Source organism: Tateyamaria sp. (assembly GCF_039945315.1).
Taxonomy (GTDB): domain Bacteria; phylum Pseudomonadota; class Alphaproteobacteria; order Rhodobacterales; family Rhodobacteraceae; genus Tateyamaria.
In genome coordinates this window covers 1-23632 of record NZ_JBDUXB010000002.1, presented here as the reverse complement: position 1 = coordinate 23632, position 23632 = coordinate 1, and the positions used below count along the sequence as shown (strand labels likewise).

The 23632-nt window shown below is 58.9% G+C and carries 25 protein-coding genes; 8 read left to right on the top strand and 17 right to left on the bottom strand.

What is annotated here, in order from left to right; all coding sequences use genetic code 11:
• Nucleotides 1-23: 23 nt before the first annotated feature.
• The gene (locus tag ABJD00_RS00405; RefSeq protein WP_413829793.1) at nt 24-914 is read right to left on the bottom strand and encodes a formate dehydrogenase accessory sulfurtransferase FdhD; all 891 of its coding nucleotides are present in this window, start codon (nt 912-914) and stop codon (nt 24-26) included.
• A gap of 51 nt (nt 915-965) precedes the next feature.
• Between ABJD00_RS00405 and ABJD00_RS00400 the strand changes: the two genes are divergently transcribed.
• The gene (locus ABJD00_RS00400; RefSeq protein ID WP_413829791.1) at nt 966-1700 is read left to right on the top strand and encodes an AzlC family ABC transporter permease; all 735 of its coding nucleotides are present in this window, start codon (nt 966-968) and stop codon (nt 1698-1700) included.
• The gene (locus tag ABJD00_RS00395; RefSeq protein ID WP_413829789.1) at nt 1697-2020 is read left to right on the top strand and encodes an AzlD domain-containing protein; all 324 of its coding nucleotides are present in this window, start codon (nt 1697-1699) and stop codon (nt 2018-2020) included. The genes ABJD00_RS00400 and ABJD00_RS00395 overlap by 4 nt, the downstream gene beginning before the upstream one ends.
• A gap of 139 nt (nt 2021-2159) precedes the next feature.
• Here ABJD00_RS00395 and ABJD00_RS00390 read toward each other — a convergent pair whose 3' ends face one another.
• Nucleotides 2160-3479, bottom strand: a complete 1320-nt coding sequence (locus tag ABJD00_RS00390) for an ABC1 kinase family protein (protein WP_413829787.1) — start codon at nt 3477-3479, stop codon at nt 2160-2162.
• Between the two features lie 211 nt (nt 3480-3690).
• On the opposite strand from ABJD00_RS00390, the gene ABJD00_RS00385 reads away from it, so the two are divergent.
• On the top strand, nt 3691-4245 hold the full coding sequence (locus ABJD00_RS00385; protein ID WP_413829785.1) for a response regulator transcription factor: 555 nt from the start codon (nt 3691-3693) through the stop codon (nt 4243-4245).
• A 269-nt stretch (nt 4246-4514) separates the two neighbouring features.
• Here ABJD00_RS00385 and ABJD00_RS00380 read toward each other — a convergent pair whose 3' ends face one another.
• The 7 genes from ABJD00_RS00380 to ABJD00_RS00350 form a co-directional block, all read right to left on the bottom strand.
• Nucleotides 4515-5468 carry a hypothetical protein gene (locus ABJD00_RS00380; protein ID WP_413853664.1) on the bottom strand — a complete coding sequence of 318 codons (954 nt, stop codon included), beginning with the start codon at nt 5466-5468 and terminating at the stop codon, nt 4515-4517.
• Nucleotides 5381-5797 (bottom strand): hypothetical protein, encoded by a 417-nt coding sequence (locus tag ABJD00_RS00375; protein WP_413829781.1) that lies wholly within the window; start codon nt 5795-5797, stop codon nt 5381-5383. The genes ABJD00_RS00380 and ABJD00_RS00375 overlap by 88 nt, the downstream gene beginning before the upstream one ends.
• A 223-nt stretch (nt 5798-6020) precedes the next feature.
• The gene (locus tag ABJD00_RS00370) at nt 6021-6626 is read right to left on the bottom strand and encodes a hypothetical protein (protein WP_413829779.1); all 606 of its coding nucleotides are present in this window, start codon (nt 6624-6626) and stop codon (nt 6021-6023) included.
• Between the two features lie 29 nt (nt 6627-6655).
• Nucleotides 6656-6790 carry an aa3-type cytochrome c oxidase subunit IV gene (locus tag ABJD00_RS00365; RefSeq protein WP_108835572.1) on the bottom strand — a complete coding sequence of 45 codons (135 nt, stop codon included), beginning with the start codon at nt 6788-6790 and terminating at the stop codon, nt 6656-6658.
• Nucleotides 6791-6865: 75 nt separating this feature from the next.
• Nucleotides 6866-7324, bottom strand: coding sequence for a DUF6173 family protein (locus tag ABJD00_RS00360; RefSeq protein WP_413829777.1), 459 nt, complete (start codon nt 7322-7324; stop codon nt 6866-6868).
• A 4-nt stretch (nt 7325-7328) separates the two neighbouring features.
• Nucleotides 7329-8375 carry an MBL fold metallo-hydrolase gene (locus ABJD00_RS00355; RefSeq protein WP_413829775.1) on the bottom strand — a complete coding sequence of 349 codons (1047 nt, stop codon included), beginning with the start codon at nt 8373-8375 and terminating at the stop codon, nt 7329-7331.
• Nucleotides 8376-8379: 4 nt separating this feature from the next.
• The gene (locus tag ABJD00_RS00350) at nt 8380-10086 is read right to left on the bottom strand and encodes an acyl-CoA dehydrogenase (RefSeq protein WP_413829773.1); all 1707 of its coding nucleotides are present in this window, start codon (nt 10084-10086) and stop codon (nt 8380-8382) included.
• A 125-nt stretch (nt 10087-10211) separates the two neighbouring features.
• Between ABJD00_RS00350 and ABJD00_RS00345 the strand changes: the two genes are divergently transcribed.
• A complete protein-coding gene (locus ABJD00_RS00345; RefSeq protein ID WP_413829771.1) occupies nt 10212-11135 on the top strand; it encodes an L-threonylcarbamoyladenylate synthase in 924 nt (307 codons plus the stop codon).
• A gap of 107 nt (nt 11136-11242) precedes the next feature.
• Here ABJD00_RS00345 and ABJD00_RS00340 read toward each other — a convergent pair whose 3' ends face one another.
• A complete protein-coding gene (locus tag ABJD00_RS00340; protein ID WP_413829769.1) occupies nt 11243-11818 on the bottom strand; it encodes a YqgE/AlgH family protein in 576 nt (191 codons plus the stop codon).
• A 144-nt stretch (nt 11819-11962) separates the two neighbouring features.
• Between ABJD00_RS00340 and ABJD00_RS00335 the strand changes: the two genes are divergently transcribed.
• Complete coding sequence (locus ABJD00_RS00335; RefSeq protein ID WP_413829767.1) at nt 11963-12775, top strand: protein-disulfide reductase DsbD domain-containing protein; 813 nt, start codon at nt 11963-11965, stop codon at nt 12773-12775.
• 21 nt (nt 12776-12796) lie between these two features.
• On the opposite strand, the gene ABJD00_RS00330 is transcribed toward ABJD00_RS00335, so the two are convergent.
• The 5 genes from ABJD00_RS00330 to ABJD00_RS00310 all read right to left on the bottom strand — a co-directional run bounded on the left by ABJD00_RS00330 (nt 12797) and on the right by ABJD00_RS00310 (nt 19876).
• Nucleotides 12797-16411, bottom strand: coding sequence for an efflux RND transporter permease subunit (locus ABJD00_RS00330; protein ID WP_413829765.1), 3615 nt, complete (start codon nt 16409-16411; stop codon nt 12797-12799).
• Between the two features lie 4 nt (nt 16412-16415).
• Nucleotides 16416-17873: an efflux RND transporter periplasmic adaptor subunit gene (locus ABJD00_RS00325; protein ID WP_413829763.1), complete on the bottom strand. Its 1458-nt coding sequence runs from the start codon at nt 17871-17873 to the stop codon at nt 16416-16418.
• A gap of 95 nt (nt 17874-17968) precedes the next feature.
• A complete protein-coding gene (gene moaB, locus ABJD00_RS00320; RefSeq protein ID WP_413829761.1) occupies nt 17969-18511 on the bottom strand; it encodes a molybdenum cofactor biosynthesis protein B in 543 nt (180 codons plus the stop codon).
• Complete coding sequence (locus ABJD00_RS00315; RefSeq protein ID WP_413829759.1) at nt 18508-19119, bottom strand: LysE family translocator; 612 nt, start codon at nt 19117-19119, stop codon at nt 18508-18510. Before ABJD00_RS00315 ends, moaB begins: the two co-directional genes overlap by 4 nt.
• Nucleotides 19112-19876, bottom strand: a complete 765-nt coding sequence (locus ABJD00_RS00310) for a uracil-DNA glycosylase (RefSeq protein WP_413829757.1) — start codon at nt 19874-19876, stop codon at nt 19112-19114. The genes ABJD00_RS00315 and ABJD00_RS00310 overlap by 8 nt, the downstream gene beginning before the upstream one ends.
• Before the next feature lie 105 nt (nt 19877-19981).
• Between ABJD00_RS00310 and ABJD00_RS00305 the strand changes: the two genes are divergently transcribed.
• Both ABJD00_RS00305 and ABJD00_RS00300 read left to right on the top strand, forming a co-directional pair.
• Complete coding sequence (locus ABJD00_RS00305) at nt 19982-20926, top strand: aspartate carbamoyltransferase catalytic subunit (protein ID WP_413829755.1); 945 nt, start codon at nt 19982-19984, stop codon at nt 20924-20926.
• Nucleotides 20923-21471, top strand: coding sequence for a hypothetical protein (locus ABJD00_RS00300; protein ID WP_413829753.1), 549 nt, complete (start codon nt 20923-20925; stop codon nt 21469-21471). Before ABJD00_RS00305 ends, ABJD00_RS00300 begins: the two co-directional genes overlap by 4 nt.
• 133 nt (nt 21472-21604) lie before the next feature.
• Here the strand turns inward: ABJD00_RS00300 and ABJD00_RS00295 are convergent, their stop codons facing one another.
• Together ABJD00_RS00295 and ABJD00_RS00290 are read right to left on the bottom strand one after the other, a co-directional pair.
• Nucleotides 21605-21964, bottom strand: a complete 360-nt coding sequence (locus ABJD00_RS00295) for a hypothetical protein (RefSeq protein WP_413829751.1) — start codon at nt 21962-21964, stop codon at nt 21605-21607.
• Between the two features lie 111 nt (nt 21965-22075).
• Nucleotides 22076-22273, bottom strand: coding sequence for a DDE-type integrase/transposase/recombinase (locus ABJD00_RS00290; RefSeq protein ID WP_413829749.1), 198 nt, complete (start codon nt 22271-22273; stop codon nt 22076-22078).
• Between the two features lie 578 nt (nt 22274-22851).
• Here ABJD00_RS00290 and ABJD00_RS00285 point away from each other — a divergent pair.
• On the top strand, nt 22852-23427 hold the full coding sequence (locus tag ABJD00_RS00285) for a sugar transferase (protein ID WP_413829747.1): 576 nt from the start codon (nt 22852-22854) through the stop codon (nt 23425-23427).
• Nucleotides 23428-23632 lie beyond the last annotated feature (205 nt).

Here is a 23632-nt window from a genome sequence, read left to right as displayed (position 1 = left end):
GAAAGCGCCGCCTCTCTGTACAGTCACGCCTTCGCCCCCTTGCGCCGTTGCCTTGACGCCTCTTGGGGCACAGCATCCGGGTCCGCATCCCGCACAAGCCGTTCTTCTCCACTCAGACAGACAAAGCGTTGTCCGCGCATCCGCCCAATCAGCGTCAGCCCCACCTCTCGCGCGATCTCAACCCCCCAAGCGGTAAAGCCCGAGCGGGACGCCAACGCCGGGATCCCCATCATCGCCGTCTTGATCACCATCTCGGACGTCAGGCGACCGGTGGTATACAGCACCTTGTCATCAGCTGCCGTTCCCGTCGCCATCATCCAACCCGCGATCTTATCGACCGCATTGTGACGGCCCACATCCTCCATGTAGACCAAGGGCTGGTCCCCATGACACAGCACCGTGCCGTGGATCGCCCCCGCCTCCAGATACAAAGAAGGCGTGCGATTGATCCGGGCCGCCAGTGCATAAAGGTCGGAGGTGCGCAATGGCGTGGCAGGCAAGGTCAACCCGTCCAGCCCCTCCATCATGTCGCCAAACACCGTGCCGACGGCACAGCCGCTCGTGCGGGTTTTCTTTTTCAGCTTTTCTTCATGATTGGTGGGCGTCGCAGTGCGCACCACAACCGTCTCTAACTCGTCATCGTAATCAACGCCTGTGACCTTTTCGTCGGCAGCCAGCATCCCCTGATTGCGCAAGAACCCAAGAGCCAGATAGTCGGGGTAGTCGCCAATAGTCATGGCAGTGACAATCTCTTGGCCATTAAGGAAAATTGTAAGCGGACGTTCCTCGATCACCGCAATTTCGGTGGCAGCCCCTGTGTGATCGTGGCCGACCACGCGACGGGTCAATCGCGCTGCCTGCGGATTAGGCGCAATCAGATAGTCGGTGGTGTCATATTCGCGCGCCAATTGCATCCCCCCTGCCGGACAGCTAAGCCTTGTTTCAGACCAACCTAAGGCCCCTTCATGCTCTTCACCACCACCAAATCCGCCTTTTGGGCGGGCGTGCGCGACGGCGCTCCGTTCATCTTTGTGGCTGGACCCTTTGCGCTGCTGTTCGGGGTGATCGCAACCGAGGCGGGGTTGAGCATATTCGAGGTAATCAGTTTCTCGGTCGTGGTGATCGCTGGGGCGGCCCAGTTCACTGCGTTGCAACTGATGCAGGACGAAGCGCCGACAGTGATCGTGCTGCTCTCGGCGCTTGCGGTAAACCTGCGGGTGGCGATGTATTCGGCGGCTCTGACCCCGTATCTGGGACGCGCCCCGCTCTGGCAAAGGGCGTTCGCTGCGTACCTGCTGGTGGATCAAAGTTATGCGCTCAGCCATGCCAAGTTCGAGGCAGACGCATCGATGAGTATACCTCAACGGATGGCTTATTATTTCGGGACTTGCCTCTTGGTGCTGATCGTGTGGTTCGGGTGCAGCTATGCGGGTGCAGCCATTGGCACAGCGCTGCCCGTCGGCCTGCCGATCGATTTTGCCCTGCCGATTGCATTCCTATCGATGGTGGCTCCGATGATGCGCACCTTGCCTCATCTGATCGCGGCAGGAGTGGCGGTGGTGGTGGCGCTGCTGGCCGTGTCCATACCTTACTCGCTTGGTCTGATCGTAGCGGGCATGGCGGGCATGATGGCGGGCGCGCAGGCTGAGGTTTGGCTGCGCGCCGATCCGATGCTGCCCGTAGATGAGGATCCCCAATGATGGACAAGGATACCCTCTGGATCGTGATCTTTGGCCTTGGTATCGGCAGCTTTCTGCTCCGCTTTGCCTTCCTTGGGTTTGTCGGGGACAGGCCACTGCCGGCGTGGCTGGTGCGGCACCTGCGCTATACGGCTGTGGCGATCCTTCCGGCCCTTGTGGCCCCGCTGGTGGTCTATTCCGGCGAGGGTGGTACCACTGATCCGACCCGTTTGGGCGCGGCGGTGGTCACGCTAGGCGTGGGCATCTGGACCCGCAATGTTTTTGCCGCCATTGGGGCGGGTGCAGCTACATTGTTTTTGCTGGTATACGTGCTGGGGTGATCAACGCTGTTCCGTGCCAAGACGCCGCTCGGTCACAAAAACAAACAGGTTACGAAGACAGAATTGCCTATTTTCAGACTTGGTTAGAGGACCGCGTAGCATTTCTAAACGCTCATGGGCCTCTTTGACGCACACCGGTCTAATCGAGATACCGCACAAGCTGTTCTCGGACCGGAACAGACGCTCCAAGGCGATCCGCCAGCAAAAACATACCGCCAAACTTGCGCTGCAGATACAGACTGTCCATTGGCAAGGGCGGCGGGACATATCCCGCTTGGGCCAGGGCTTTGCCTTCTCGCGCCAGTTGGTTGGACAGGGATCGGTCAGAAAAGTCAAATGGCCCGTCGCTGCGAAGAGCTGCGAACACGGCTTCGATCATGGACAGGATACGCACATCAAACGGGCCGTCGCCGTCAATGAACTGCATCCGGATGGCCGCCGTGCGCAGCCCCGCGGTGTCCGCCGCGAGACCAGCCCGCATCAGGTCGCGGTAGGTCTTGGTCAGGGCCGGATCCAGATACCGGGTGGCCCCAAAATCGAGAAGGATGATTTTGCCTGTGTCCGGGTTGTAACGGTAGTTGGCAAAGTTGGGATCGCTTTGCGTGACGCCGAATTCAAAGAGTTCACGCAGTGTCAGGTCGATCAGCACGCTGGCAATGCGGTTGCGCTCAACTTGGGGCTTTTGGATGGCCGCCTCAATCGGACTGCCCTGCACATATGACATGGTCAGGATGTCACCTGTGCTCCAATCCGGTTGGAGGGCTGGCACTTGGAAATCATCATCGCCTGCCAGAAGTCTGGCAAAGTGCGTTAAGTGTGCACCCTCGCGGACATAATCCGTCTCTTCATGCAACTGGGTGCGTGCCTCTTCGATATAGGGCGCGAAGTCGAACCCTTTTGGCAGCAAGCCGGACATTCGGATCAGGCCTGCGACGTTGGCGACATCACTGTCGATGCTGCGCGCAATTCCGGGGTACTGCACCTTGATTGCCACATCCCGCCCATCGCGCAAAAGGGCCCGGTGCACCTGTCCGATGCTGGCCGCCGCAATCGGGTGAACATCAAAACGCTTGAACGCGCGCAGCCAGTCGCCCCCCCAGTTCATATTTAGCACCTGTTTGAGTTGGCGCGGCGGCATAAAGTGCGCCTGATCGCGCAGGCGCGCCATGATATCGGCGAGCTCAGGCGGCAGCACGTCGCCCGCATCCATCGAAATAAGCTGGCCCACTTTCATCGCCGCCCCGCGCATTCGGGCCAGTTGATCGGCCATCCGGCGCATATTGGCCGGGGTCATCAACAGGCTGCGCATCTCAGGACGGGTGCCGCGACCGACTTCGCTCAGAGCTTGGATCGCCATATTTCCAGCGATCCCTGCTGTCATGGTCCCCAGCCGTGTAAAGCGGTTCAGGCGTCCGGATGGCACCGGCAGGGGGCGAGAGGGTTGCGCACGCTCGTTCATCACCGCCAACCTGTGCCGAGAGCGCAAAAAGGCAAGCGGTCGTGGCCCACCTGAGCAAAGACAGGCGTCGCCGGGATATGTGGCGAACGCCCCACTAGGTGCGTGGACAGGACGGGTAGGACTGTGCGTCGGTCATCCCCCCCTCGCGACGGATTGACGCGATGCAAATCCAGCGACGCCCGCCTGTCGTACCTTTTGCAAAGGAGTAATGATGATGATGGCAACAGACGAAAAAACAATGCTGATCGTTGAAGATGACGATGCCCTGCGTGCCCGCTTGGCAGTGGCCATGGAAAAGCGCGGTTTCGAGGTGCACACAGCGTCGAGCGTCGCAGGTGGGCTTGGCGCCATATCCGAGGACGCCCCCAGTTTCGCGATCGTCGATCTGCGTTTGCAGGATGGCAGTGGCCTTGATGTTGTCAAAGCGTTGGAGAGCGCCAACCCGACGGCGCGCGCCATGATACTGACGGGATATGGCGATATCCCAACAGCCGTGGCCGCAGCCCGCATTGGTGCCGTTGATTACCTGTCAAAGCCAGCAACGGCGGATGAAATTGTCGATGTCCTGCTGACCCCGTCCGATCAAACGCCCCCGGCGCCAGAAAACCCTGTGACGCCTGAAAACGCCCGGCTGCAACACATCGAAGCGGTGTTTCAGGAAGCCGGTCACAACGTTTCTTTGGCCGCGCGCCTGCTCAACATGCATCGCCGCACCTTGCAACGCATTCTCAAACGTAACGGGGTGATGGCAGATGCGGCGCGCTAAAACGGATATGATTGTCTTGCAGGCCATGCGCCCAGGCGGGCGGCGCGTCTCGCTGATGTGCGCATTGTTTTCTAGGATTGGATGGGGGTCTGCCGCGTTTGGGCGCGCCAGCTGAATGCCAGTGTCGAACGCCAGCCACATTACCAAGCGGCCTCCACATGCAAGGAACGCAGGTTCACCAATCGCGACAGCGACCAATTCCATGTCTATCGACGCAAGGTGCCTTACGTTCTTCCATCGCTATGCTAGATGCGCGCAAAGAGGTGGCCCTAAGAGTGGCGCACAAACTTTCGGCGCACGCCCATCAGGGTTGTCCGGTTGAGGTACCACAGAAAGGTCCCGATCGCGTTATTCCGCGCGTCTGTTTGGGGCATATCACCGCGAGACATTCGGGTCATCTGCCATGCGAAATACTCGACTCTGGAGACCGCGTTGACGAGTTTTACGAACCAGTTTTTTGCGTTCACACCAAACCGTCCGCGCCCAATGACCAGACCGTCTTCTTCGATGCCGATCGAGGCGAGCGATCCGTCAAGCAACCCGTTCACGGCGTCCGGCTGAACACATAAGGGCCGCGCAAGACCGATCATATCGATCCCGTCCTCAGTGATTGCACGTTCCATCGCATCGCTGGTACGAAATCCACCGGTGACCATCAGCGGGATATCGACCGCATCCCGAACCTTGCGGGCATATTCCAGAAAATAGGCCTCGCGCTGGGCTGTGCTATCGCGCAGTTCAGCTTCAGTTCCGTTGACAAAGCTCATCTGTTCATAAGTTCCGCCGGACAGTTCAATCAGATCGATGCCATCTTCTTCGAGCCATTGGGCAACCTGACAGCTGTCTTGAATCGTAAATCCACCCTTCTGGAAGTCCGCAGAGTTCAACTTGACCGCAACGGGAAAATCTCCGCCTACAGCGGCACGGGTCGCGCCATACACGGCTCGCAGGAATCTCGCGCGATTTTCAAGCGGCCCGCCCCATTCGTCGGTGCGTTGGTTGGTGATCGGAGACAGGAATTGGCTGATGAGGTAACCATGCGCCCCGTGGATTTGCACACCGTCAAACCCGGCCCTCTTGGCTAAGGAAGCCGTCGTCGCATAACGCTGAATGGCATCCTTGATATCCTCTGGTGTCATCGCCTTTGGTTTTCCAAAAAGGCCAAGAATGCGCAATTTTCTGTTGAAGGTGACAAGGGCCGCATATTCACAACGATCGGGCATTGCCGCCCCGGATGGCTGATTTGCATCCAGATTTGACTGCCGCCTGATTTTGCTGCGTTGGCCCAGTCCTGAAGCGCGGGCAGCACGCTTTCGTCCTGGACCACCACATTGCCCGGCCGTTCCAGGTAACGACGGTCGACCATGACGTTGCCAGTCACATTCAGTGCCATTCCACCACGTGACCAGCGTTCATAAAGCATCTGATACGCTTTGTTTGGCGCATCATCCGCTTTTGCAAACGCTTCGGTCATGGCACTTTTGCCAAAACGGTTTTTTAAGCGCACGCCGCAAGGCAGATCGAGCGGGTCAGCGTAGCTTGGATTCGTCATCGCTCTAAACACCACTCAAACTGAGGAAAGGGGTTTCCGGAAATCTGTTTTGCGTCAGCGTGCCCGATAGGGTCGCTGGTCGCAAACACAATTGCCAGTCTCGCTAGGTAGGCAAAATGGCTTTTGCCGAACTGAACTCAGATGGCCCGCGGACCAGATACTAAGTTCGATGCATTGAAGAGGTGTCTTATGAATGAAGCAAATTCACAAGTGCCGAAAACCCTCAGTCCGGCAGAACGATACCTTCGATACCGTCGACGATACCGCCCTCGTCGTCTTCGAAGTACTTTTCTTCGACCACACCGGGACGCGCAGCGATTTGTTCCATCAACCGGGCTGGGAACATGACCTGCTCGATATCACCAAATCCGGGGACCTGCCGCAACAGACCCGTGGTCGCGCTGGTACAGAATGCGCGTGGCACTGCTCCGTTGGACATCGCCAGCCGCAGTGCAACTGCTGACTGTTCAGGTGTCACTTCCAATGTCTGGCTCACCACGTGGAAAGTGCTGCGGGCGTGGGCGCTTTTGTAGCCCTGAAGCACTGCGGGCGTGACGCCATAGAGCACGTCGTCCTGCTCGGGCACCCGGTCGTTTACAAAGGATCCTGCGGGGTCGAATATCACCCGCTGCGACCCGTTGATCAACAATGCCGTATGCGCGCCCTTTCCGGTGCGATTGCTGACAACCGTTATGACGGTGATCGAGTCAGGCCCGGACGCGCGGTAGGCTGACCGCTTCACCCGGTCGTCGGATGCGTATGGAATTTCGGGCGGTTGCGCACAGGCCGCGCATAACAGAACCATCGCAAGGGCGGCAAACATACGCATCACAATCACTCCCACCCTGTCTGGATCACTCAGGTGATGAATATGGCCATGCCTACGATGATCACAAGGATCACGATCACGCTCCATGTGACCCACTGCATGAACCCATCAAAGGTCTTTTCGTTTTCTTTGATGTCCATCTCGCCGTGCTTATGCTCTGCCATGTTTGATCCCTTTCACTTGCCTTGTTTCGCGCTTTAGCGCATCGCGCGCGCGCTGTCACTTGCGAGTTTGCCGCATCACGTCTCTTCAAGGTCCTGCGCGAGGCGAAAACCGATTCGATTGGGTTCGGCCTGTTCTACCGCCTTGGGCAGTGCGCGCAGCATCACATTCAATTGTGTGACATGCTGAATCAGCTGGGTTTTGGCCCCCGTGGGGTCACTGCCATAGAATGTCACGATATCAGGGTCAAAATACCCCATTCCCTCGATCCGCAGCACGCCCGCGTCCCCACCGGTGAACCCCATGGCCACCTCGTGTTCGTTGTCGAGCGATTCTTCGAAGTTCTTGAGGTACATCACGATGCGTTCGTAAGCCCATTGGGCCGGACTTTTCTTGTCGGTTGGTGTCTTTGACACCGCGTCCGGAACGCGTTTGGTGGCGATATTGGGTGCCTTGGGGTCGCTGTGCACTTCGTGGCAGCGCGGCAAGGCCGCTGATTCTGCCGCCTCGGCGCTGGTTTTGATCTTGTCGTCCATAGCCTTACCCCTTGCGCTGATAGACCCAGGCCCCGTCTTCGCGACGCGATCGCGTGGCCTTCCCTTCCTGGTAAAGGTGGCTCAGATGGGCGACGGCTTCAACCAGTGCCAGACCATATTCGCCCTCACCGATGCTGCGCTTGAACAGCGCGGCAAAGCACTCCGCCGCCGATTTCGGCGTGTCGATGAAGTCGAGAAGCCGCGCCAGCGCCCCATGATGGTTGTCGATCAACTGGCGCATCCGCGTGGGCAGCCCTGTAAAGGGCAGTTTGTGCCCCCCCAGCACCAGATGGTCGTCCCGCGCCAGTAGTTTCAGCCGTTCACATGCTTCCAGCCATTCGCCGATGGGGTCGGCCATGGGTTCGGTTGCATAGACCCCGATATTGGGGCTGATCGAGGGCAGTATCTGATCCCCGGAGATTACCAGATTGTCGTCTCGGCTCCAGAAGGTAGCATGTTCCGGGGAATGCCCGTTGCCGATGTGGATATCCCATGTGCGCCCGCCCATCTCAATGGTGTCGCCTTGTTGGATACGGGTGAACCCAAGAGGCATCACCTCGACCACGTCTCCGAAGTTGAACGGCCTTTCAGCAGTACGTTTTTCAAGGATGTCGGCGTCCATACCCGCGCTGCGCCAGAAGGCGAGCGTTTCAGGGGTTGGAATGGCTTGCACGTCCAGACTGAGCATGCGGGAAAACAGCCATGCAGTGCGAGTGGTTATCAGTTCGGCGTCAAATTCGGCCTGAAACCAGCCGGCAAGGCCGACGTGGTCGGGATGGTGATGCGTGACAATTACGCGGGCCACCGGCTTGCCTGCAATTGGCCCGTTCATCAGCACGGACCAGATGCGCTTAGTCATGTTGGACGAAAAGCCGGTGTCGATCACGGTCCAGCTGTCACCATCATCCAGCGCGTAAACGTTCACGTGGTCAAGCTTCATGGGCAGCGGCAGCCGCATCCACAGCACACCGGGCGCGACCTCAATGGCGCTGTCTCCTTTCGGGGGCGTCTCCCAAGGGTATCTCAGGCCCGCAGGCGCTCCGTCTGCCACCGCGTCAGGCCGCGAACTCTTCGGGCGTCAGGGCGTAGAGATCCTGATCCCCCGCCTGTGTCTGCGCCAGCAGGGAGGAATGTTCAGGCAATAACCGATGAATATAGAAGGCTGCCACCTTGCGGCGCGCACCGGCTGTGTCTGCCACAGCAGACATCAGGTGGACATGGCCACCCAAAACACGGGCAAAGGCGCGCAAATAAGGAACAGCTCCGGAAAAACGCGCGCGGTAGTCCTGTTTGATGAGCCATTCGGTCGTTTCACGCAGGGTTTCGCAGGCTTGCCAGACAGGCTCGGCGAGCTCGGGCAAGCTATCGCGTGCAGCTTCGGCCGCTGCTTCGATCTCGTCCATGATCAGGTTGGCGGCCTCGCCTCCATCCATCATCTTGCGCGCCACAAGGTCCATCGCCTGAATGCCATTGGTACCTTCGTAAATGGTGGTCACACGTACATCGCGGGCATATTGCGCAGCCCCCGTTTCCTCGACAAAGCCCATGCCGCCATGGACCTGAATGCCCATATTGGCGACCTCGTTGCCGATATCGGTGCCGAAGGCTTTGGCAATCGGAGTCAGAAGGGCTGCGCGGGATTTCCAGCGATGCTCACCCGTGGCCGTCGTCATATCGATGGCAACAGCACACATGAGACCGATGCCGCGCGCCGCATAAGTCTCGGCGCGCATGGTCATTAGCATCCGGCGAACGTCGGCATGGTCGATGATTGTGCCAGTGTCGCCATCGGTTTTGCCCTGCTTGCGGTCCATCGCATAGCCCAGCGCATGCTGGTAGGCGCCTTCGGCCACACCCACGCCCTGCCCACCAACACCAAGGCGCGCGTTGTTCATCATGGTGAACATGGCGGCCATGCCGCCCCCTTCAGCACCGACCATCCACCCGGTGGCCCCGTCATATTGCATCACACAGGTGGGCGAGCCGTGAAGGCCCATCTTATGCTCTAAGCTGACAACCTTGAGTGCGTTGGCCACGCCCGCATTGCCCTGATCATCCGGCAGGTTGCGGGGCACAAGGAACAGGCTGATCCCCTTGGTCCCAGCAGGCGCACCAGGTGTGCGGGCGAGAACCAGATGGCAGACATTGTCGGTAAAGTCGTTGTCTCCCCAGGAGATGTAAATCTTTTGGCCAGTCACGCTGAAAGTGCCGTCGCCATTATCTTCGGCCTTGCTGGTCAACGCGCCCACGTCTGACCCTGCTTGCGGTTCTGTCAGGTTCATGGTGCCGGACCACTCGCCCGAGATCAGTTTGGGCAGGTACAATTCCTTGATCGCATCGCTGGCGTGATGCTCCAACGCCTCGATCTGTCCCTGTGACATCAGAGGTGCAAGTTGCAGCGACAGGCACGCCGCACTCATCATCTCGTTCACCGCAGAGGTCACTGTCATCGGCAGCCCCATGCCGCCATATTCGGGGTCTGCCGCCATCCCGACCCAGCCACCTTCTGCAATGGCTTTGTATCCGTCGGCATAGCCGGGAGACGTCCGCACAACCCCGTTTTCCAGATGGGCGGGGTGCAGATCGCCGGGGCGTTGTAAGGGGGCCATAACCTCTTCGCACAACTTTCCCGCCTCGGTCAGAATTGCGGATGTGACGTCAGGCGTGGCCTCGGCGAAGCGATCCGTCGCAGTGACCTGATCCAGCCCGACGATGTGATCGAACAGAAAAGAATAGTCATCAACAGGGGCACGATAGGGCATTTGGGAGGGCTCCAATGGTCGTAATGGCTTGGCAAGCGCGGGGCGCGTGCGTAAATGGGCGTCTTTGGCTTTATAGTTGCGGCAGGCGCGGGCGGGCGCAACTTAAACGCGGCGTCACGGGTGACATGGAAACACAACTGCTTGCATCAGACCCAGCCGGCATAGCCCGGGCTGCCGAAATTTTGAGCGCTGGCGGGCTGGTCGCCTTTGCCACGGAGACCGTCTACGGTCTCGGAGCGGATGCGCGCAATGGAGAGGCTGTGGCCCGGGTCTATGCAGCCAAGGGGCGACCCAGCTTCAATCCATTGATCGTTCACGTGGCAGACCTCGAGATGGCGCAGCGCTACGGCGCATTTGATAAACAGTCTCTCGCTCTCGCTCAGGAATTCTGGCCTGGCCCGCTCAGCATAGTGGTGCCACTCGCGCCAAATCACGGGCTTTCGTCGCTGGTAACAGCCGGGCTGCAGACGGTCGCACTACGCGTGCCCGCCCACTCCGGAGCAAGCGCACTGCTGGCACAGTTCGACGGGCCCGTGGCCGCTCCATCCGCTAACCCGTCCGGCCGGATCAGTCCGACAACTCCCGAACATGTCATGACGGGTCTGCAAGGCAAAATCGATGCTGTCCTCGACGGCGGCACCTGCATCGTTGGGCTTGAATCAACGATCATCGGAGGCGCGCCGCTGGCACTGCTGCGCCAGGGCGGCGTTCCTCAAGAAAAGATCATACAGATCACCGGCTCATTGGCGCAAGCGGGCCCGGACATCACTTCGCCAGGGCAACTCGCCTCGCACTATGCCCCGCGTGCAGCGCTTCGGCTCAATGCAGAAAGCAAGCAAAAAGGCGAACTCCTGCTCGGCTTCGGCCCCGGCCTCTGTGATCTCAACCTCTCCCCCACAGGCGACCTTGCGGAGGCTGCCGCCAATCTTTTTGCGCATCTCCATACTCTGGACGCAATGAACAAGCCCATCGCAGTCACGCCCATTCCCGACACAGGACTGGGCGCCGCCATAAACGACCGCCTCAAACGGGCCGCTGCACCACGCTGAGGTCTCTATCCGTTTCTTCTAACCGAAACCTAATGTTAGAGGCGCCGCGTCAAAGGCACAGCCTTCTCACAAAAAACGTGGCGCAGTTTCCGTCAGATCAGATTACCTCAGGCGCGCCCGGCAATCCCTGAAAGGCCTAAAGGATCAATACCAAGCGTGCCCAGCGCAGCCGCCCATTTGGCATCATCATTGGGGTCAAATACCAAGTTGGCATCTGCCTCGACGGTCAGCCAACCGTTGCGCGCAATCTCGCCCTCAAGCTGACCAGCCCCCCACCCAGCATAACCCAACATGACCAGCGACGTCTGAGGCCCCTCGCCGGCTGCAATGTCTTCAAGCACATCCAGTGTTGCGGTCATGCCAAAGTCATCCCCAATCTCCAGCGTCTGCAGACGCGAACGATATTCCGTACTGTGCAGCACAAAGCCACGCGAAGTCTCAACTGGCCCGCCGATATGTACTGCAAGGCCACCCAAGGCCGGACCAGCGTCAATATCCAACTGCGTCATGAGCGCGCCCAGATCGACATCCCGCGCAGGTTTGTTGATCATCAGTCCCATTGGCCCCTCCTGCGAGTGGGCACAGATCAACACGACTGAACGATCAAAACGCGGGTCGCCCATGCCGGGCATCGCCACTAGCAGTTTGCCTGTCAGATCCAGGGTGAAAGGGTCGCTCATCATGGCCTCCTGCCGATGCCAGCGGGTCTTGTCGGCCCAACATGCCGCTCTGGCGGCCGCATCACAAGAGGCGCCCGTGGCACCGGCAAAGGCGCGCGCACTGGATCGTTACTTGGATTTCATCGCACCCGTAGGCATGTATGGGCCATGAAAACACTCACCGCCCTGTCCGCCGCCTTTACCGCCGCTCTCACCGCCCTGCCCGCACAGGCACAAAACGCCTATCCCAACCCTGTCACGTCCGAAGTGCTGCAAGGCTGGGACCTGCCGGATGGTCGGCGCGTGGCTGCTCTGCGCCTCACACTTGCACCGGGATGGAAAACCTATTGGCGCAGTCCCGGCGATGCAGGCATCCCGCCCAGCTTTGACTGGAGTCTAGCGCGCAATCTCGCAGGCGTCGCCATTACATGGCCCACACCGTCGGTTTATGTGGACAACGGAATGCGCTCGATCGGGTATTCGGGACAGGTGGTAATTCCAATGCACATCACGCCGGCGCGCGCAGGCAAGCCTGTGCGCCTGCGAGGGACAATGGCGTTGGGGGTTTGTGCGGATGTGTGCATCCCGCACGAGATCGACTTTAACACAGTGCTTGATGCGCCAGACGCTTCACCAACTCCGGCCATCGTCGCCGCTTTGGCGGACGTGCCCTACAGCGCGTCAGAGGCCAGCGTGGCGAGCGCCACCTGCCGCCTGCGTCCGCTCGAAGACGGTATGGAGATTGAAGCCCACGTGACCCTGCCCAACACCGGCGGCACAGAAGTAGCCGTGATTGAAACCGGCACGCCGGATCTGTGGATCAGCGAGGCACGCACCTCACGCAAAGGCAACACACTGATCGCTGTCAGCGAAATGATGCACACATCTGGTGGCGCCTTCGGTATCGACCGCTCGGCTGTCCGGATCACGATACTGGGCGGCAACTATGCCGTGGACGTCAAAGGCTGCACCGCCGGTTAATCCAAAAAGAAATTAAGTGACTCAGGCTGCGCGCCTGCGCGCAATCTGAAATCCGAGAGCGCCCAGCACATAGGCCAACGCGCCAAGGCCCAGAATACCCGCACTGAACAACATCAGCGCGGCAGGCATGGCAGCACGATCGGCCAGCGCGGGGATTACGTCGAGCACGATCTGCGGGAGTTGCCCAAACGCCATTGCATGACCCAGTGTGCTCGCAAACCACGCCAGCGCCAATGCCCACAGAACCATAAAACTCCAGCGCACCGAGGCCGCTGGTGATGCCAGCCCACGCCGCATGGCTTTGATCTGGCGCGCCACGTCATGCTGGATCGCCACAAGGGCCGGAACGACGAGAAGCACCAGAATCATCCCGAAGCCCAGACCATAGACCAGCGTGATGATGGTCGGTTTGAGAAACTGCGCCTGCTGCGAGGTTTCATAGAGCAGTGGCGTCATCCCAAGCACTGTTGTGAGCGTTGTCAGCATCACAGGGCGCAGCCGGTCCAAAGCCCCGTCAATGATGGACGGGAACAGCCCACGTTCTTCGGCATATTCGTCAATTGTGGTCACCAGTACGATGGAATCGTTGATGATAATCCCCGTCATACCCAGCAAACCAACCACTGTGAACATACTCAGCGGTATATCCCACAGCACATGCCCATAGATGGTCCCCACAAGGCCAAACGGGATGATCGCCATCACCACAACGGGCCGGGTCCAACTGGAAAAGACCCAAGCCAGTACAAGGTAGATGCCCAGCAACACCAGCATAAGACCAGTCATCGAATCGCGCAGGAATTCATCCTCTTGCTCGCTGAGGCCCGCCTGTCGGTACTCGACCTGCCGCTCTGCAGCGATGGTGGGCAGGATATCATCCGCCATCGCCTGATTGATCTCTGTTGCGCGGGCCGGGTTGTCTTCGGAAATGTCACCGGTGACAGAGATCAGACGAATGCCGTTTTCACGCCTTACCGTGGAGAACCCTGTGCGGCTCGTAACGCTGACGATGTCAGCCAAAGGCACATAAAGTCCGTCAGGCGTGCGCATTTGCGTGCGGTCCAGAAAATCTGCAGTCAACTCGCCTTCGGGCAATTCCACGCGGATTTCGGCACTGCGTGGTCCGTCCGGATACGTCGCCGCCTCGATCCCGTTCAGACGATCCCGCAGGGCGCGCCCCAACGTGTCGATGGTAAAGCCGAGCGCCTGCCCTTGCGGGGTCAGATCTAGGATCAACTCCTCTTTGTCGTAGGCCAGGTTGTCCTCGACCGCACTGACTTCAGGATATTGCAGCAGAGCACGTTTCAAGTCTTCAGAAGCCGCCTTGAGCGTGTCTGTATCCGCTCCAAAAAACTCCACATCCAGCGCATCACCCCCGGGTCCCGAGCGCCAGCCGCGAAAACTGACCGTCTCGGCAAGGGGGTGGTGGATCACCGCGTCCTGCAACTGCGCAACAAAGGCGAAAGAGGAATAAGGGCGCAAGTCGGCATCAATCAGTTCAATCGAAATACCGCCCAAAAGGTCCTTGTCCTTGGTACCGGTGCCCGACAGGCCCCGGCCCGCATTGCCGCCAATCTCTGCGATCACATAGTCGATCGGATTGCTCCCATGAATTTCTTCCAATTCGGCGCCCAAGGCTTCGGTGGCGCGCTGCATCTCACGCATCATGGTGAGCGTATCTTCGCGGCTGGCCCCTTCGACCATGGCAAAGTTGCCGGTGACCGACCCACGCTCAGGCGCATTGAAGAATCGCCATTGCACATCTCCTTGGATGAACAGCGCAATCTGGCTAGCAAGGATCACGCAGACACCCGCCACCACCGCATAGCGGCACGCAATCACACCGGCCATGAAAGGTCGGAACAGGCGTTCGCGCATCCATTCGAAACCTGCGTTCACTATGACGGAAGGGGTATCAAGGCCACGTCGGCCCATGGCCGCGACCCATTTCGCTTTGCGCGTGCGGGGCGTGACAAGGAAAACGGCTGCTGCGATGCTAGGACCTGCGGCGAGGTAGGGCAGTGCCGTGCCCCAGTCTGTCATCACACCTGGCCAAAAAACAAAGCTGACAGCTCCCGATATCACGGCCGCCAGCGACGAAATGGCCGCCAGCGCGATGCTCAGCCGGGTACGCGAGAATGTGGTTTTGTTCGACCCTTCGAGCGCATGGGCCATGTGATGGGGCAGAATGAGAAAACATTCGATCAGGGATGCGATCAGGACAGCGATCACCGTGAACGGGATGTCGCGGATCAGATCTCCAAACCGCCCGCCCACGGCAATCAGGCCGAAAAACGCGATCACAGTGGTCAAAGTGGCGGCAAAGACAGGCATAGCCATACGCCGCGCCGCATTCTCGGAGGCAACTTTGGGCGCCTCGCCGTATGTGCGGTGACGGTGATCAGCATGTTCGCCCACAACGATAGCGTCGTCCACGACAATCCCAAGCGTGATGATCAGCCCAAAAAGCGACACCATATTGATCGTGAGCCCGCCGGCATACATTAAGGCAATTGCTGCCATCAGAGCCACCGGAATGCCCAGCGCCACCCAGAACGCGGTGCGCGCGTTGAGGAACAAAAAGAGCAGCGCAATCACCAGCCCTAACCCCACATAGGCGTTGTCGAGCAGGATATTGAGGCGGGCCGAAATGGCCTCGGCCCGGGTACGGATCAACTCGACAGTGACAGACGGAGGTAAGGTCGCCTGCAACTCTGCTGCCACCTCCTGCACTTGTCCCTGCATCTCGATCGCGTCGCCCCGGTTCGAGCGGTCCACGCGGATCGAAACGGCCGGGTTGTCGCCCACGAAATAGCTGCGTTCGCGGTTTGCACCCAACTGTTCCACCTGAGCCACGTCGCGAATGCGCAGTTTGGACCCGTCAGGATTTGAGCGCAGTACTATGCCGCCAATCGCATCCGGCGTACGCTTTTGCGTGCCGGTGCGCACACGGGCATTGGCGCCGGTCACATCACCTGCGGGATCGGTGTCGACCTCGGCGGCGATGGCTGCGGCAATCTCGGCCATAGTCACATCATTGGCGATCAGCTGAAGTGAGGGCACTTCAATCAGAATCTGGGGGGCCGCAAAACCCCGAATGGTGGTACGTGTGACTCCGACCGCGAACAAACGCACGACCAACTCATCGGCAAAAAGCCCAAGTTGCTGCGTTTCTACCGGCCCCGTGATCACCACATCCGTCACCCGGTCACGCCATGCCCCCCGGCGCACGTTGGGATCATCGGCATCATCGGGCAAAGTGTTGACCTGATCGACCGCCGTCTGCACATCGTCGGCAGCGCGACCCATGTCCCAGCCGGGCTCGAACTCCAGCTTGATGGAGCCCGATCCTTCGCGGGATGTGGAGGATGAGGACTCAACCCCCTCAACTGCAAGCAAACCGGGTTCAAGCACCTGAACAATGGCCGCATCCACATCCTCGGCCCCGGCCCCATCCCAAGACACAGAAACTGTGACATCGTCGATGATCACGTCCGGAAAGAACTGTGCACGCATGTTCGGCATTGCCGCAAAGCCCGCCGCCAGCATCATCAACAAGAGCAAGTTCGCAATGGTGCGGTGCCGCACAAAATAGCTGAGGATGCCGCCCGCCGCCTTTGGGATCGCGCGCGCCATAGCTCTAGCCCCCCATCCGGCTTTCGAGACGTTCGACGGTGCGTGCGGGTACGCGGGCTTCCGCCAATTGGGACAGCACGCGGGCCTTGGCCTCGGCCGGCATACGCTGGTTTGCTTCGACGAAAGCAATCAGACGGGCGCGGCGTTCCTCGGACAATTCCAGCATCTCCGGCTCAGCCGGCATTACCGAAGCTTCGGGCCGTAGGGGGCGCACTGAAATACCTGGGCCCAGCAAAGGCGACCGGGTCTTCACCACATCGCGACCCGCCAGATCAGGACTGCGCACCAGCACATCATCGCCCTCTCGGTGCAGCACGCGCACCTCAAGCGACTCCAACCTGTCTTCTTCACCCAGCACAAGCACGGTGTCATTCGCATCCACCGCAGAAGCGGGCAAACGTACGACGCGTTCAAGGGGCGGTTCCTGCACTGTCACCGTCACAAAGTCGCCGGGCTTGAACCCAAGTGCTGTGTCCAGCCGGGCAAAGATAAGACGCCCAGTCTGCATCTCACCCGATACCGCACTGGATCGGGTGATTACGCCGCTGGCCTGCAAGTCGACGCCAGACACTTCGAGTGTTGCTGTCACCGGGGCCGGCATCACCTGACCACTCTCAGCCAAAAGGCGAGCATATTGTGCCGTGGAAACTCGAAACGCGACCTCAAGTGCCGCTGGATCGATCAACAAGGCCAGCTTTTCGTTGGCCGTTGCCAGACGTCCTGCCACCACATCTGTTTCGCTGAGTGTGCCGTCAAAAGGGGCGGTCAGGGTTGTGTCATCAAGGACACGTTCCGCTTCACCCAGCGCAATCATCGCCCGGGCCAGCCGGGTTTGAGCCTGATCAATTCGGGCCTCGGCGATGGTGACCGCTTGACGACGGCCCAGAACCGACTGGCGCGCTGAGGCCGCCGCCAGTTCGGCGGTTTCCACGGCCGCAGCCGTCCCGACGCCGCGATCCGCCAGATCAACTTGCCGCAGGTAGGCACGGCGCTGCAAATCAGCCTGGTCCTGTGCTGCCGCCTCTTCGTCCAAAGAAAGGGCAAGCCCGCGTTCGGCGTCGCGCACTTCGGCTTCGGCATCCAGCAGATCGGCCTTGCCGCGGTCTAGCGCCGCTCTTGCGTCAGCCGGATCAATCCGAACCAACACCTGACCAGCCTTGACCACACCGCCGTCGTCAAACCCTTTGGCCAGTTCAATAATGCGGCCCGAGGCAGCAGCGCGCAATTCCAGACGGCGTCGACTTTCCACTTCTCCAAAGGTCTCAAGCAGTGGTGTTTCGGTACCGGGAACGGCGCGCTGTACTCCGACTGCAAAAACACGTTCCCGCGCAGGCGGCGCTTTGGTCTCTTGCGCCATGCGTTCCTGCACAGCGGATCCAATCAGTTGCGCAGCATAAGCCAGCAACCCGAGTGTAACCCCGGCCAGCACAAAACCAATCAAACTTTGTCTAATAAAACGCATGAATTTTCGCTGCTTTTTCGACCACACCAAGTAGATAGCACATTAGATGGGCTTTCCAGTCACCCAAACCAACAATGCTGTTACGAACGCGCGCACTATTTCCGTCGCTGATGTTCGTCCAGACGCGGCAAAATTTCCACAAAGTTGCAGGGACGGTGACGATAATCGAGCTGTTTGCACAGGATTTCATCCCAAGCGTCTTTGCACCCCCCGGGGCTGCCCGGCAACGCAAAGAGGTAGGTGCCATTGCACACCCCACCCGTCGCGCGGCTTTGTACGGCGCTTGTTCCGATCTTTTGCATCGACACTATGGTAAACACGGTGCCAAAGGCGTCGATTTCCTTTTCATAGATATCGCGGTGCGCCTCGACGGTGACGTCCCGCCCGGTGAGGCCCGTGCCCCCGGTTGAGATTATCACGTCGATCTCAGGGTCGTCGCACCATGCACGCAGTTGATCAGCGATCTCGGCCCGCTCGTCTGTAAGGATCTTGCGATCGGCGAGGGTATGACCTGCCTCAGTGAGGCGCCCTACCAGAACATCCCCCGATCGGTCCTCGTCCAACGAGCGCGTGTCGCTGACAGTCAACACAGCTATGCGGATGGCAATGAAATCTTTGCTTTCGTCAATACGGCTCATGCGAGCTCCAATATGGCCAACCGCAGCGCCAGCGCGCCAAACACACTGGCGCAAATCCAGTCTAGCACCCGGCTGCCGCGGGCAAAGCGGCGGCCCATACCGCCCGCGAACATCCCGACGACGCTGTTGATAATGAATCCCCCAAAGCTCAGCATAGCACCAAAAATCAGGAACTGGCCCAGCACCGATCCTGCCTGAGGATCAACAAATTGTGGCACAAATGCCAGCACGAAGAGGATCACTTTGGGATTGGACAGGTTCACAATCAGGCCGCCACGAAAGGCCGAAGCGGCACTTAATGCGGGAACATCTCCGGCCTGTCCGGAATGGCGCAGCGTCTGGACGGCCAGCCACAGCAGATATGCAACGCCGACCCAGCGAATGATTTCGAACGCCGCCGGAACCGTTGCAACCAACGCGCCAAGACCCAGCCCTGCCAGAGCCGCATGGACAAAGGCACCCAGTGATATTCCAGCACTCGCCGCCACGGCTGCGCGGGGACCCGAGCGCAGGCCTTGACCAAGACTAAACATCATATCCGATCCCGGCGTCAGGTTCAGCGCCAGACCGGCCGGGATAAAGGCCAGTAACATCAGCTGATCAACCATCTCTGAGCTTCGCTTTCAGACTGAGCAAATCTGCCCACGCATCGCGCTTAGCGGCTGGGTTGCGCAACAAGTAAGCAGGGTGGAACATCGGCAGCGCGGGTTTACCACTCGCCTGGGTCCACTCGCCCCGTAACCGCGTGATCCCTCTCTTGCCCAGCAATGCTTGACAGGCGTGATTGCCCACGACAACCAGCACATCGGGTTTGGCCAGTGCGATATGCCGCTCCAAAAATGGCTGCATCATCGCAATCTCTTCGGGTTTTGGGTCTCGGTTCTGCGGTGGGCGCCATGGCAGGACGTTGGTGATGTAGACCGAGCTGTCCCGACTGAGGTCAATCGCCGCGAGCATTTTGTCGAGCAACTGCCCGGCCCGGCCCACAAACGGACGCCCCTCGCGATCCTCATCCCGGCCCGGAGCCTCGCCCACGATCATCACGCGCGCACCCGGCGCACCGTCAGAAAACACCAGATTGCGCGCGCCCAGCTTTAACTCGCAATGCGGAAAGGCCTCCAAGGCGGCTCGCAATCCCTCAAGGTCCTGCGCACCCGCGGCCGCAACGCTGGCTGCGGCGACGACGTCAACCTCGCCGACTGGGGCCGCGACAACCGCAGCCGCAGCAACCGGAGCCGCCGGTTTCTCAACCTTTGCAGGCACCTCATACCGATTGATCGGTTCATCCGCGATGCACGTATCCACACCCAGCTCAATCTGCCAGGTCAGGGCGCTCAATGCGCTGTGATACTCCGCCGAATCCATAAGACCAGACTAGCGACTGCTTGGGCAAAGCTGAATGGCCCATCGCGCTTGCCGCGCCCACCGCTCAGTGCATATAAGCTCACAAGCACAGCGACAGGGGCCGCCATGACCTTTACTCACCGCCACCTTCTGGGCATCGAACACCTGCGGCCCGAAGAAATCGTGACCCTTCTGGACCTTGCCGAGGACTACGTGACGCTTAACCGATCGGCGGAAAAGCACAGCGACGCACTGGCTGGCCTCACCCAGATCAACATGTTCTTTGAAAATTCGACGCGCACGCAGGCCAGTTTCGAACTGGCGGGCAAACGGTTGGGCGCGGATGTGATGAATATGGCGATGCAGGCCAGTTCCATCGCCAAGGGCGAGACACTGATCGACACAGCGATGACACTGAACGCCATGCACCCCGACCTGCTGGTGGTGCGCCACCCACACTCGGGCGCTGTGGACCTGCTGGCGCAAAAGGTGAACTGTGCCGTTCTCAATGCCGGCGACGGGCGGCACGAGCACCCTACCCAAGCCCTGCTTGACGCGCTTACCATTCGGCGAGCCAAGGGGCGGTTGCACCGGTTGAGCATCGCGATCTGCGGCGACATCGCGCATTCGCGCGTTGCGCGGAGCAACATCATGCTGTTGGGCAAGATGGAAAACCGCATCCGACTGATCGGACCGCCGACACTGATGCCTTCGGGAATCGGAGAGTTTGGGGTCGAAGTCTATGGCGACATGGCCGAAGGACTGGCGGACGTCGACGTGGTCATGATGCTGCGCCTGCAACGCGAACGCATGGATGGCGGGTTCATTCCGTCGGAACGCGAATACTTCCACCGCTATGGGCTGGATGCTGAAAAACTGTCTCACGCCAAACCGGATGCCATCGTGATGCACCCGGGGCCGATGAACCGCGGCGTGGAAATTGACGGAGAGCTTGCCGACGATATCAACCGCTCGGTCATTCAGGATCAGGTCGAAATGGGAGTCGCCGTGCGCATGGCCGCGATGGATTTGCTGGCGCGCAATCAACGCAAGCTCAAGGGCGCTGCATGAGCGCGCAAATCCACGTCCCGGCCAGTGAACAAGGCCTTGTGCGGGTATTTGCCCTATCCGTGCCGTCAGAAGAGGTCCGCGAGCGCGTCAAGACGGTCGAAGAAACCTTTGCCCTTCTTGGCCCCGATGGTCCGCTCGACAATGCGCATGTCGCCTTATTTGAAGTGGCCGATATTCAGGAAATCGGGCTAACCGAATACCTCGTTGAGGGCGACGACGTCACAGAGGAAACGATTGGGAAGGACCAAGCCAAGCTGAACAGTTTGGACGGCTGGGTGATGGTCGTCTATTCCCGGGCCTTTGGCCAAAAGGCGATGACACTGACGCCGATCCCGGAAGTGACACTGATCGGGACTTACGGGCAGCACCAGACCGACTGGCGTGCAAAAGAGAGCATCGATTCCGACAGCGCCAAACCCTATTCCGCGCCGCCCGAAACGGTGAAGAAGAAGCCGTCGGACGCCGCCATGTCAGGGCGGGTTGCGACACTTGTCCTGATTGTTCTGGCGGTATTCACGGTGATGTTTATCTGGATGGCTGGGTAGCGGGCGCGCCAGAAACACCTTTTTATTGCATGGGCCGTTAGCAGACCGCTGATCTTTAGGCTGGGTCAATAGAAAGTCGGGTCTGCACCTGTCTCAGACAATTCATGCTTTCAGGGAAACACGGAAGCTATGACTACTTTAGCAAATCTCCGACGATCCCCACTGCATCGACGACTGTTGAAAGGTCTTCGGAAACTTCCAGAATTTCATCATCCACGCGAATGTAACGATTTCCGTTTCCCGGCGCCTTTAGTTTCCACTTCGACAGATCCCCAATGTCCGTGTACTTCAGATCACTAGGGAGTTTCGCCCCACGCGTGTATTTTTTGACCTGTCCAGGTGGGATTTTCTTTGGCCCTTTGCCCGGTTTTCCGTCTACCTGAACTTTGTTACCTTTGGGCTTTCCGCCCTTGTCTTTGGCAAGTGCCAGATCGGCGTATCCAAGCGTGAGAACAAGGCAAAACGCGGAAATGAAAGCGGTCAAGTATCTCATGACTAGTGTCCTTTTTTCGGGTTACGCCTCAGGGCATTCTGGCAGTCCAGTTCAAGCAGTATCTACAAGAACCGTGACACTGTCCATTTACTTGCGTGGCGACCGCGCAACTCAGCAAGTGCAGCGGCACGAATTCTGGCCGCACCCTGCACCAATGTACTTCCACGCTGGCTTCCAGTTGCGAGTCGTCTTGGCATCGCTGTCACAGACTTCGCCCTTGTGATCGACGGTTGAATGCAGGCCATGCCACTCGCCGTTGATTTTGAGGAACATCTCGTCGAGGTGCCAACGACGTAGGTTGTTTTTCATTCCTTCAATACGTCGTTTTCGGATCTGAGGCGCGAACATCGGACCGAACCGGCACCATCAGTATCGCGATGTTTCATGTCTGACATCGCCGTCCCCTTCATGCAGCAAGGAGCAGACATTCCAAGGCGACGCCAAGAAACAAATGTACATCATTACCGTCTGGTGAACGGCTCCTGGGCTGGTCTTGAAATTGCGAATTAGGGGCGTTTTGTCATCAGGCGAAGCAACGAAACCGCCTTGTCCGTCTCAAGCTGGTTTCTTCTGACAAAATCAATCCTGTGCCAACAATCCGCTTGGACAAATCGAGCCAGTCCGCTCGGTGGCGGCAGATATGTTTAACGGTTGCCCATACACCTAATTGTTGCCGCAGTTTGGTCAGTATTTTGGATAAAAAGCGATCTAAATCGTTAGTAAGCGATAATGTTTTGGAGACCACCATGCCATTTGATTGCCGGGACAGCGGAGTTAAATTGGGTGTTCCACCCGCGGCGTCCGCTGATGTCGATAGCAATATAATTCATCGCTACAAGTTCCTCCCTTTGGGCCCGGACTACAACAAATCAAGTTCAAAGAGATGGATGGACGTAGCCGCAGTAGTGCTCAGCAGTTTCATTGTCGTCCCGTTGATCGCCATCATGGCAATGATTGTTGCCCTTGACGGGCACAATCCGTTCTACACGCAGTTGCGCGTCGGACAACATGGTCGCACATTCCGCATCTTCAAAATACGAACCATGGTGCACGACGCAGATGCCTTGTTGCAAAAGCATCTGGAAGAAAACCTTGCGTCCAAGACTGAGTGGGAATCCAAACAGAAGCTTAGAAATGATGTTCGCATCACGCGGGTCGGTTGGCTTCTGCGCAAGACCTCAATGGATGAGTTGCCGCAATTGCTGAATGTTCTTCTGGGCGACATGTCTCTTGTTGGGCCACGCCCGATGATGCCCTCTCAAAAAGAGATGTATACCGGCACGTCCTATTATCGCCTTCGCCCGGGGATCACCGGATTCTGGCAAATCTCCGACCGCAACCTCTGTGGCTTTCAGGATCGCGCGGAACATGACACCTTCTATGAACTGGAAATGTCATTTGTCACTGATCTGAACGTCCTGTGGCGCACCGTGGCAGTTGTATTGCGAGGAACCGGATACTAACGTCAGATACCGACGAGCCCGCCCAGCCTTGGTGAGACTGCCAAATGAATTGGTTTTCCAATGCGTGTCTGACGTCAGCGCTTATGGGTCCAAATAGGGTTATTTGCTAAGAGAGTGTTTGTTGCTCATCGTAGCCACCGAGGAGTGGACGATGAGAAAGACAACGAAGAGCCCAGGCGAGAAGATCGTCAAAGATATCAAGCGC

Bases quoted from the DNA above. Each gene is read 5' to 3' on its own strand.
- ABJD00_RS00405 (WP_413829793.1), bottom strand. From the start codon at position 914: ATGCAATTGGCGCGCGAATATGACACCACCGACTATCTGATTGCGCCT.
- ABJD00_RS00400 (WP_413829791.1), top strand. From the start codon at position 966: ATGCTCTTCACCACCACCAAATCCGCCTTTTGGGCGGGCGTGCGCGAC.
- ABJD00_RS00395 (WP_413829789.1), top strand. From the start codon at position 1,697: ATGATGGACAAGGATACCCTCTGGATCGTGATCTTTGGCCTTGGTATC.
- ABJD00_RS00390 (WP_413829787.1), bottom strand. From the start codon at position 3,479: ATGAACGAGCGTGCGCAACCCTCTCGCCCCCTGCCGGTGCCATCCGGA.
- ABJD00_RS00385 (WP_413829785.1), top strand. From the start codon at position 3,691: ATGATGATGGCAACAGACGAAAAAACAATGCTGATCGTTGAAGATGAC.
- ABJD00_RS00380 (WP_413853664.1), bottom strand. From the start codon at position 5,468: ATGCCCGATCGTTGTGAATATGCGGCCCTTGTCACCTTCAACAGAAAA.
- ABJD00_RS00375 (WP_413829781.1), bottom strand. From the start codon at position 5,797: ATGACGAATCCAAGCTACGCTGACCCGCTCGATCTGCCTTGCGGCGTG.
- ABJD00_RS00370 (WP_413829779.1), bottom strand. From the start codon at position 6,626: ATGCGTATGTTTGCCGCCCTTGCGATGGTTCTGTTATGCGCGGCCTGT.
- ABJD00_RS00365 (WP_108835572.1), bottom strand. From the start codon at position 6,790: ATGGCAGAGCATAAGCACGGCGAGATGGACATCAAAGAAAACGAAAAG.
- ABJD00_RS00360 (WP_413829777.1), bottom strand. From the start codon at position 7,324: ATGGACGACAAGATCAAAACCAGCGCCGAGGCGGCAGAATCAGCGGCC.
- ABJD00_RS00350 (WP_413829773.1), bottom strand. From the start codon at position 10,086: ATGCCCTATCGTGCCCCTGTTGATGACTATTCTTTTCTGTTCGATCAC.
- ABJD00_RS00345 (WP_413829771.1), top strand. From the start codon at position 10,212: ATGGAAACACAACTGCTTGCATCAGACCCAGCCGGCATAGCCCGGGCT.
- ABJD00_RS00340 (WP_413829769.1), bottom strand. From the start codon at position 11,818: ATGATGAGCGACCCTTTCACCCTGGATCTGACAGGCAAACTGCTAGTG.
- ABJD00_RS00335 (WP_413829767.1), top strand. From the start codon at position 11,963: ATGAAAACACTCACCGCCCTGTCCGCCGCCTTTACCGCCGCTCTCACC.
- ABJD00_RS00330 (WP_413829765.1), bottom strand. From the start codon at position 16,411: ATGGCGCGCGCGATCCCAAAGGCGGCGGGCGGCATCCTCAGCTATTTT.
- ABJD00_RS00325 (WP_413829763.1), bottom strand. From the start codon at position 17,873: ATGCGTTTTATTAGACAAAGTTTGATTGGTTTTGTGCTGGCCGGGGTT.
- moaB (WP_413829761.1), bottom strand. From the start codon at position 18,511: ATGAGCCGTATTGACGAAAGCAAAGATTTCATTGCCATCCGCATAGCT.
- ABJD00_RS00315 (WP_413829759.1), bottom strand. From the start codon at position 19,119: ATGGTTGATCAGCTGATGTTACTGGCCTTTATCCCGGCCGGTCTGGCG.
- ABJD00_RS00310 (WP_413829757.1), bottom strand. From the start codon at position 19,876: ATGGATTCGGCGGAGTATCACAGCGCATTGAGCGCCCTGACCTGGCAG.
- ABJD00_RS00305 (WP_413829755.1), top strand. From the start codon at position 19,982: ATGACCTTTACTCACCGCCACCTTCTGGGCATCGAACACCTGCGGCCC.
- ABJD00_RS00300 (WP_413829753.1), top strand. From the start codon at position 20,923: ATGAGCGCGCAAATCCACGTCCCGGCCAGTGAACAAGGCCTTGTGCGG.
- ABJD00_RS00295 (WP_413829751.1), bottom strand. From the start codon at position 21,964: ATGAGATACTTGACCGCTTTCATTTCCGCGTTTTGCCTTGTTCTCACG.
- ABJD00_RS00290 (WP_413829749.1), bottom strand. From the start codon at position 22,273: ATGAAAAACAACCTACGTCGTTGGCACCTCGACGAGATGTTCCTCAAA.
- ABJD00_RS00285 (WP_413829747.1), top strand. From the start codon at position 22,852: ATGGACGTAGCCGCAGTAGTGCTCAGCAGTTTCATTGTCGTCCCGTTG.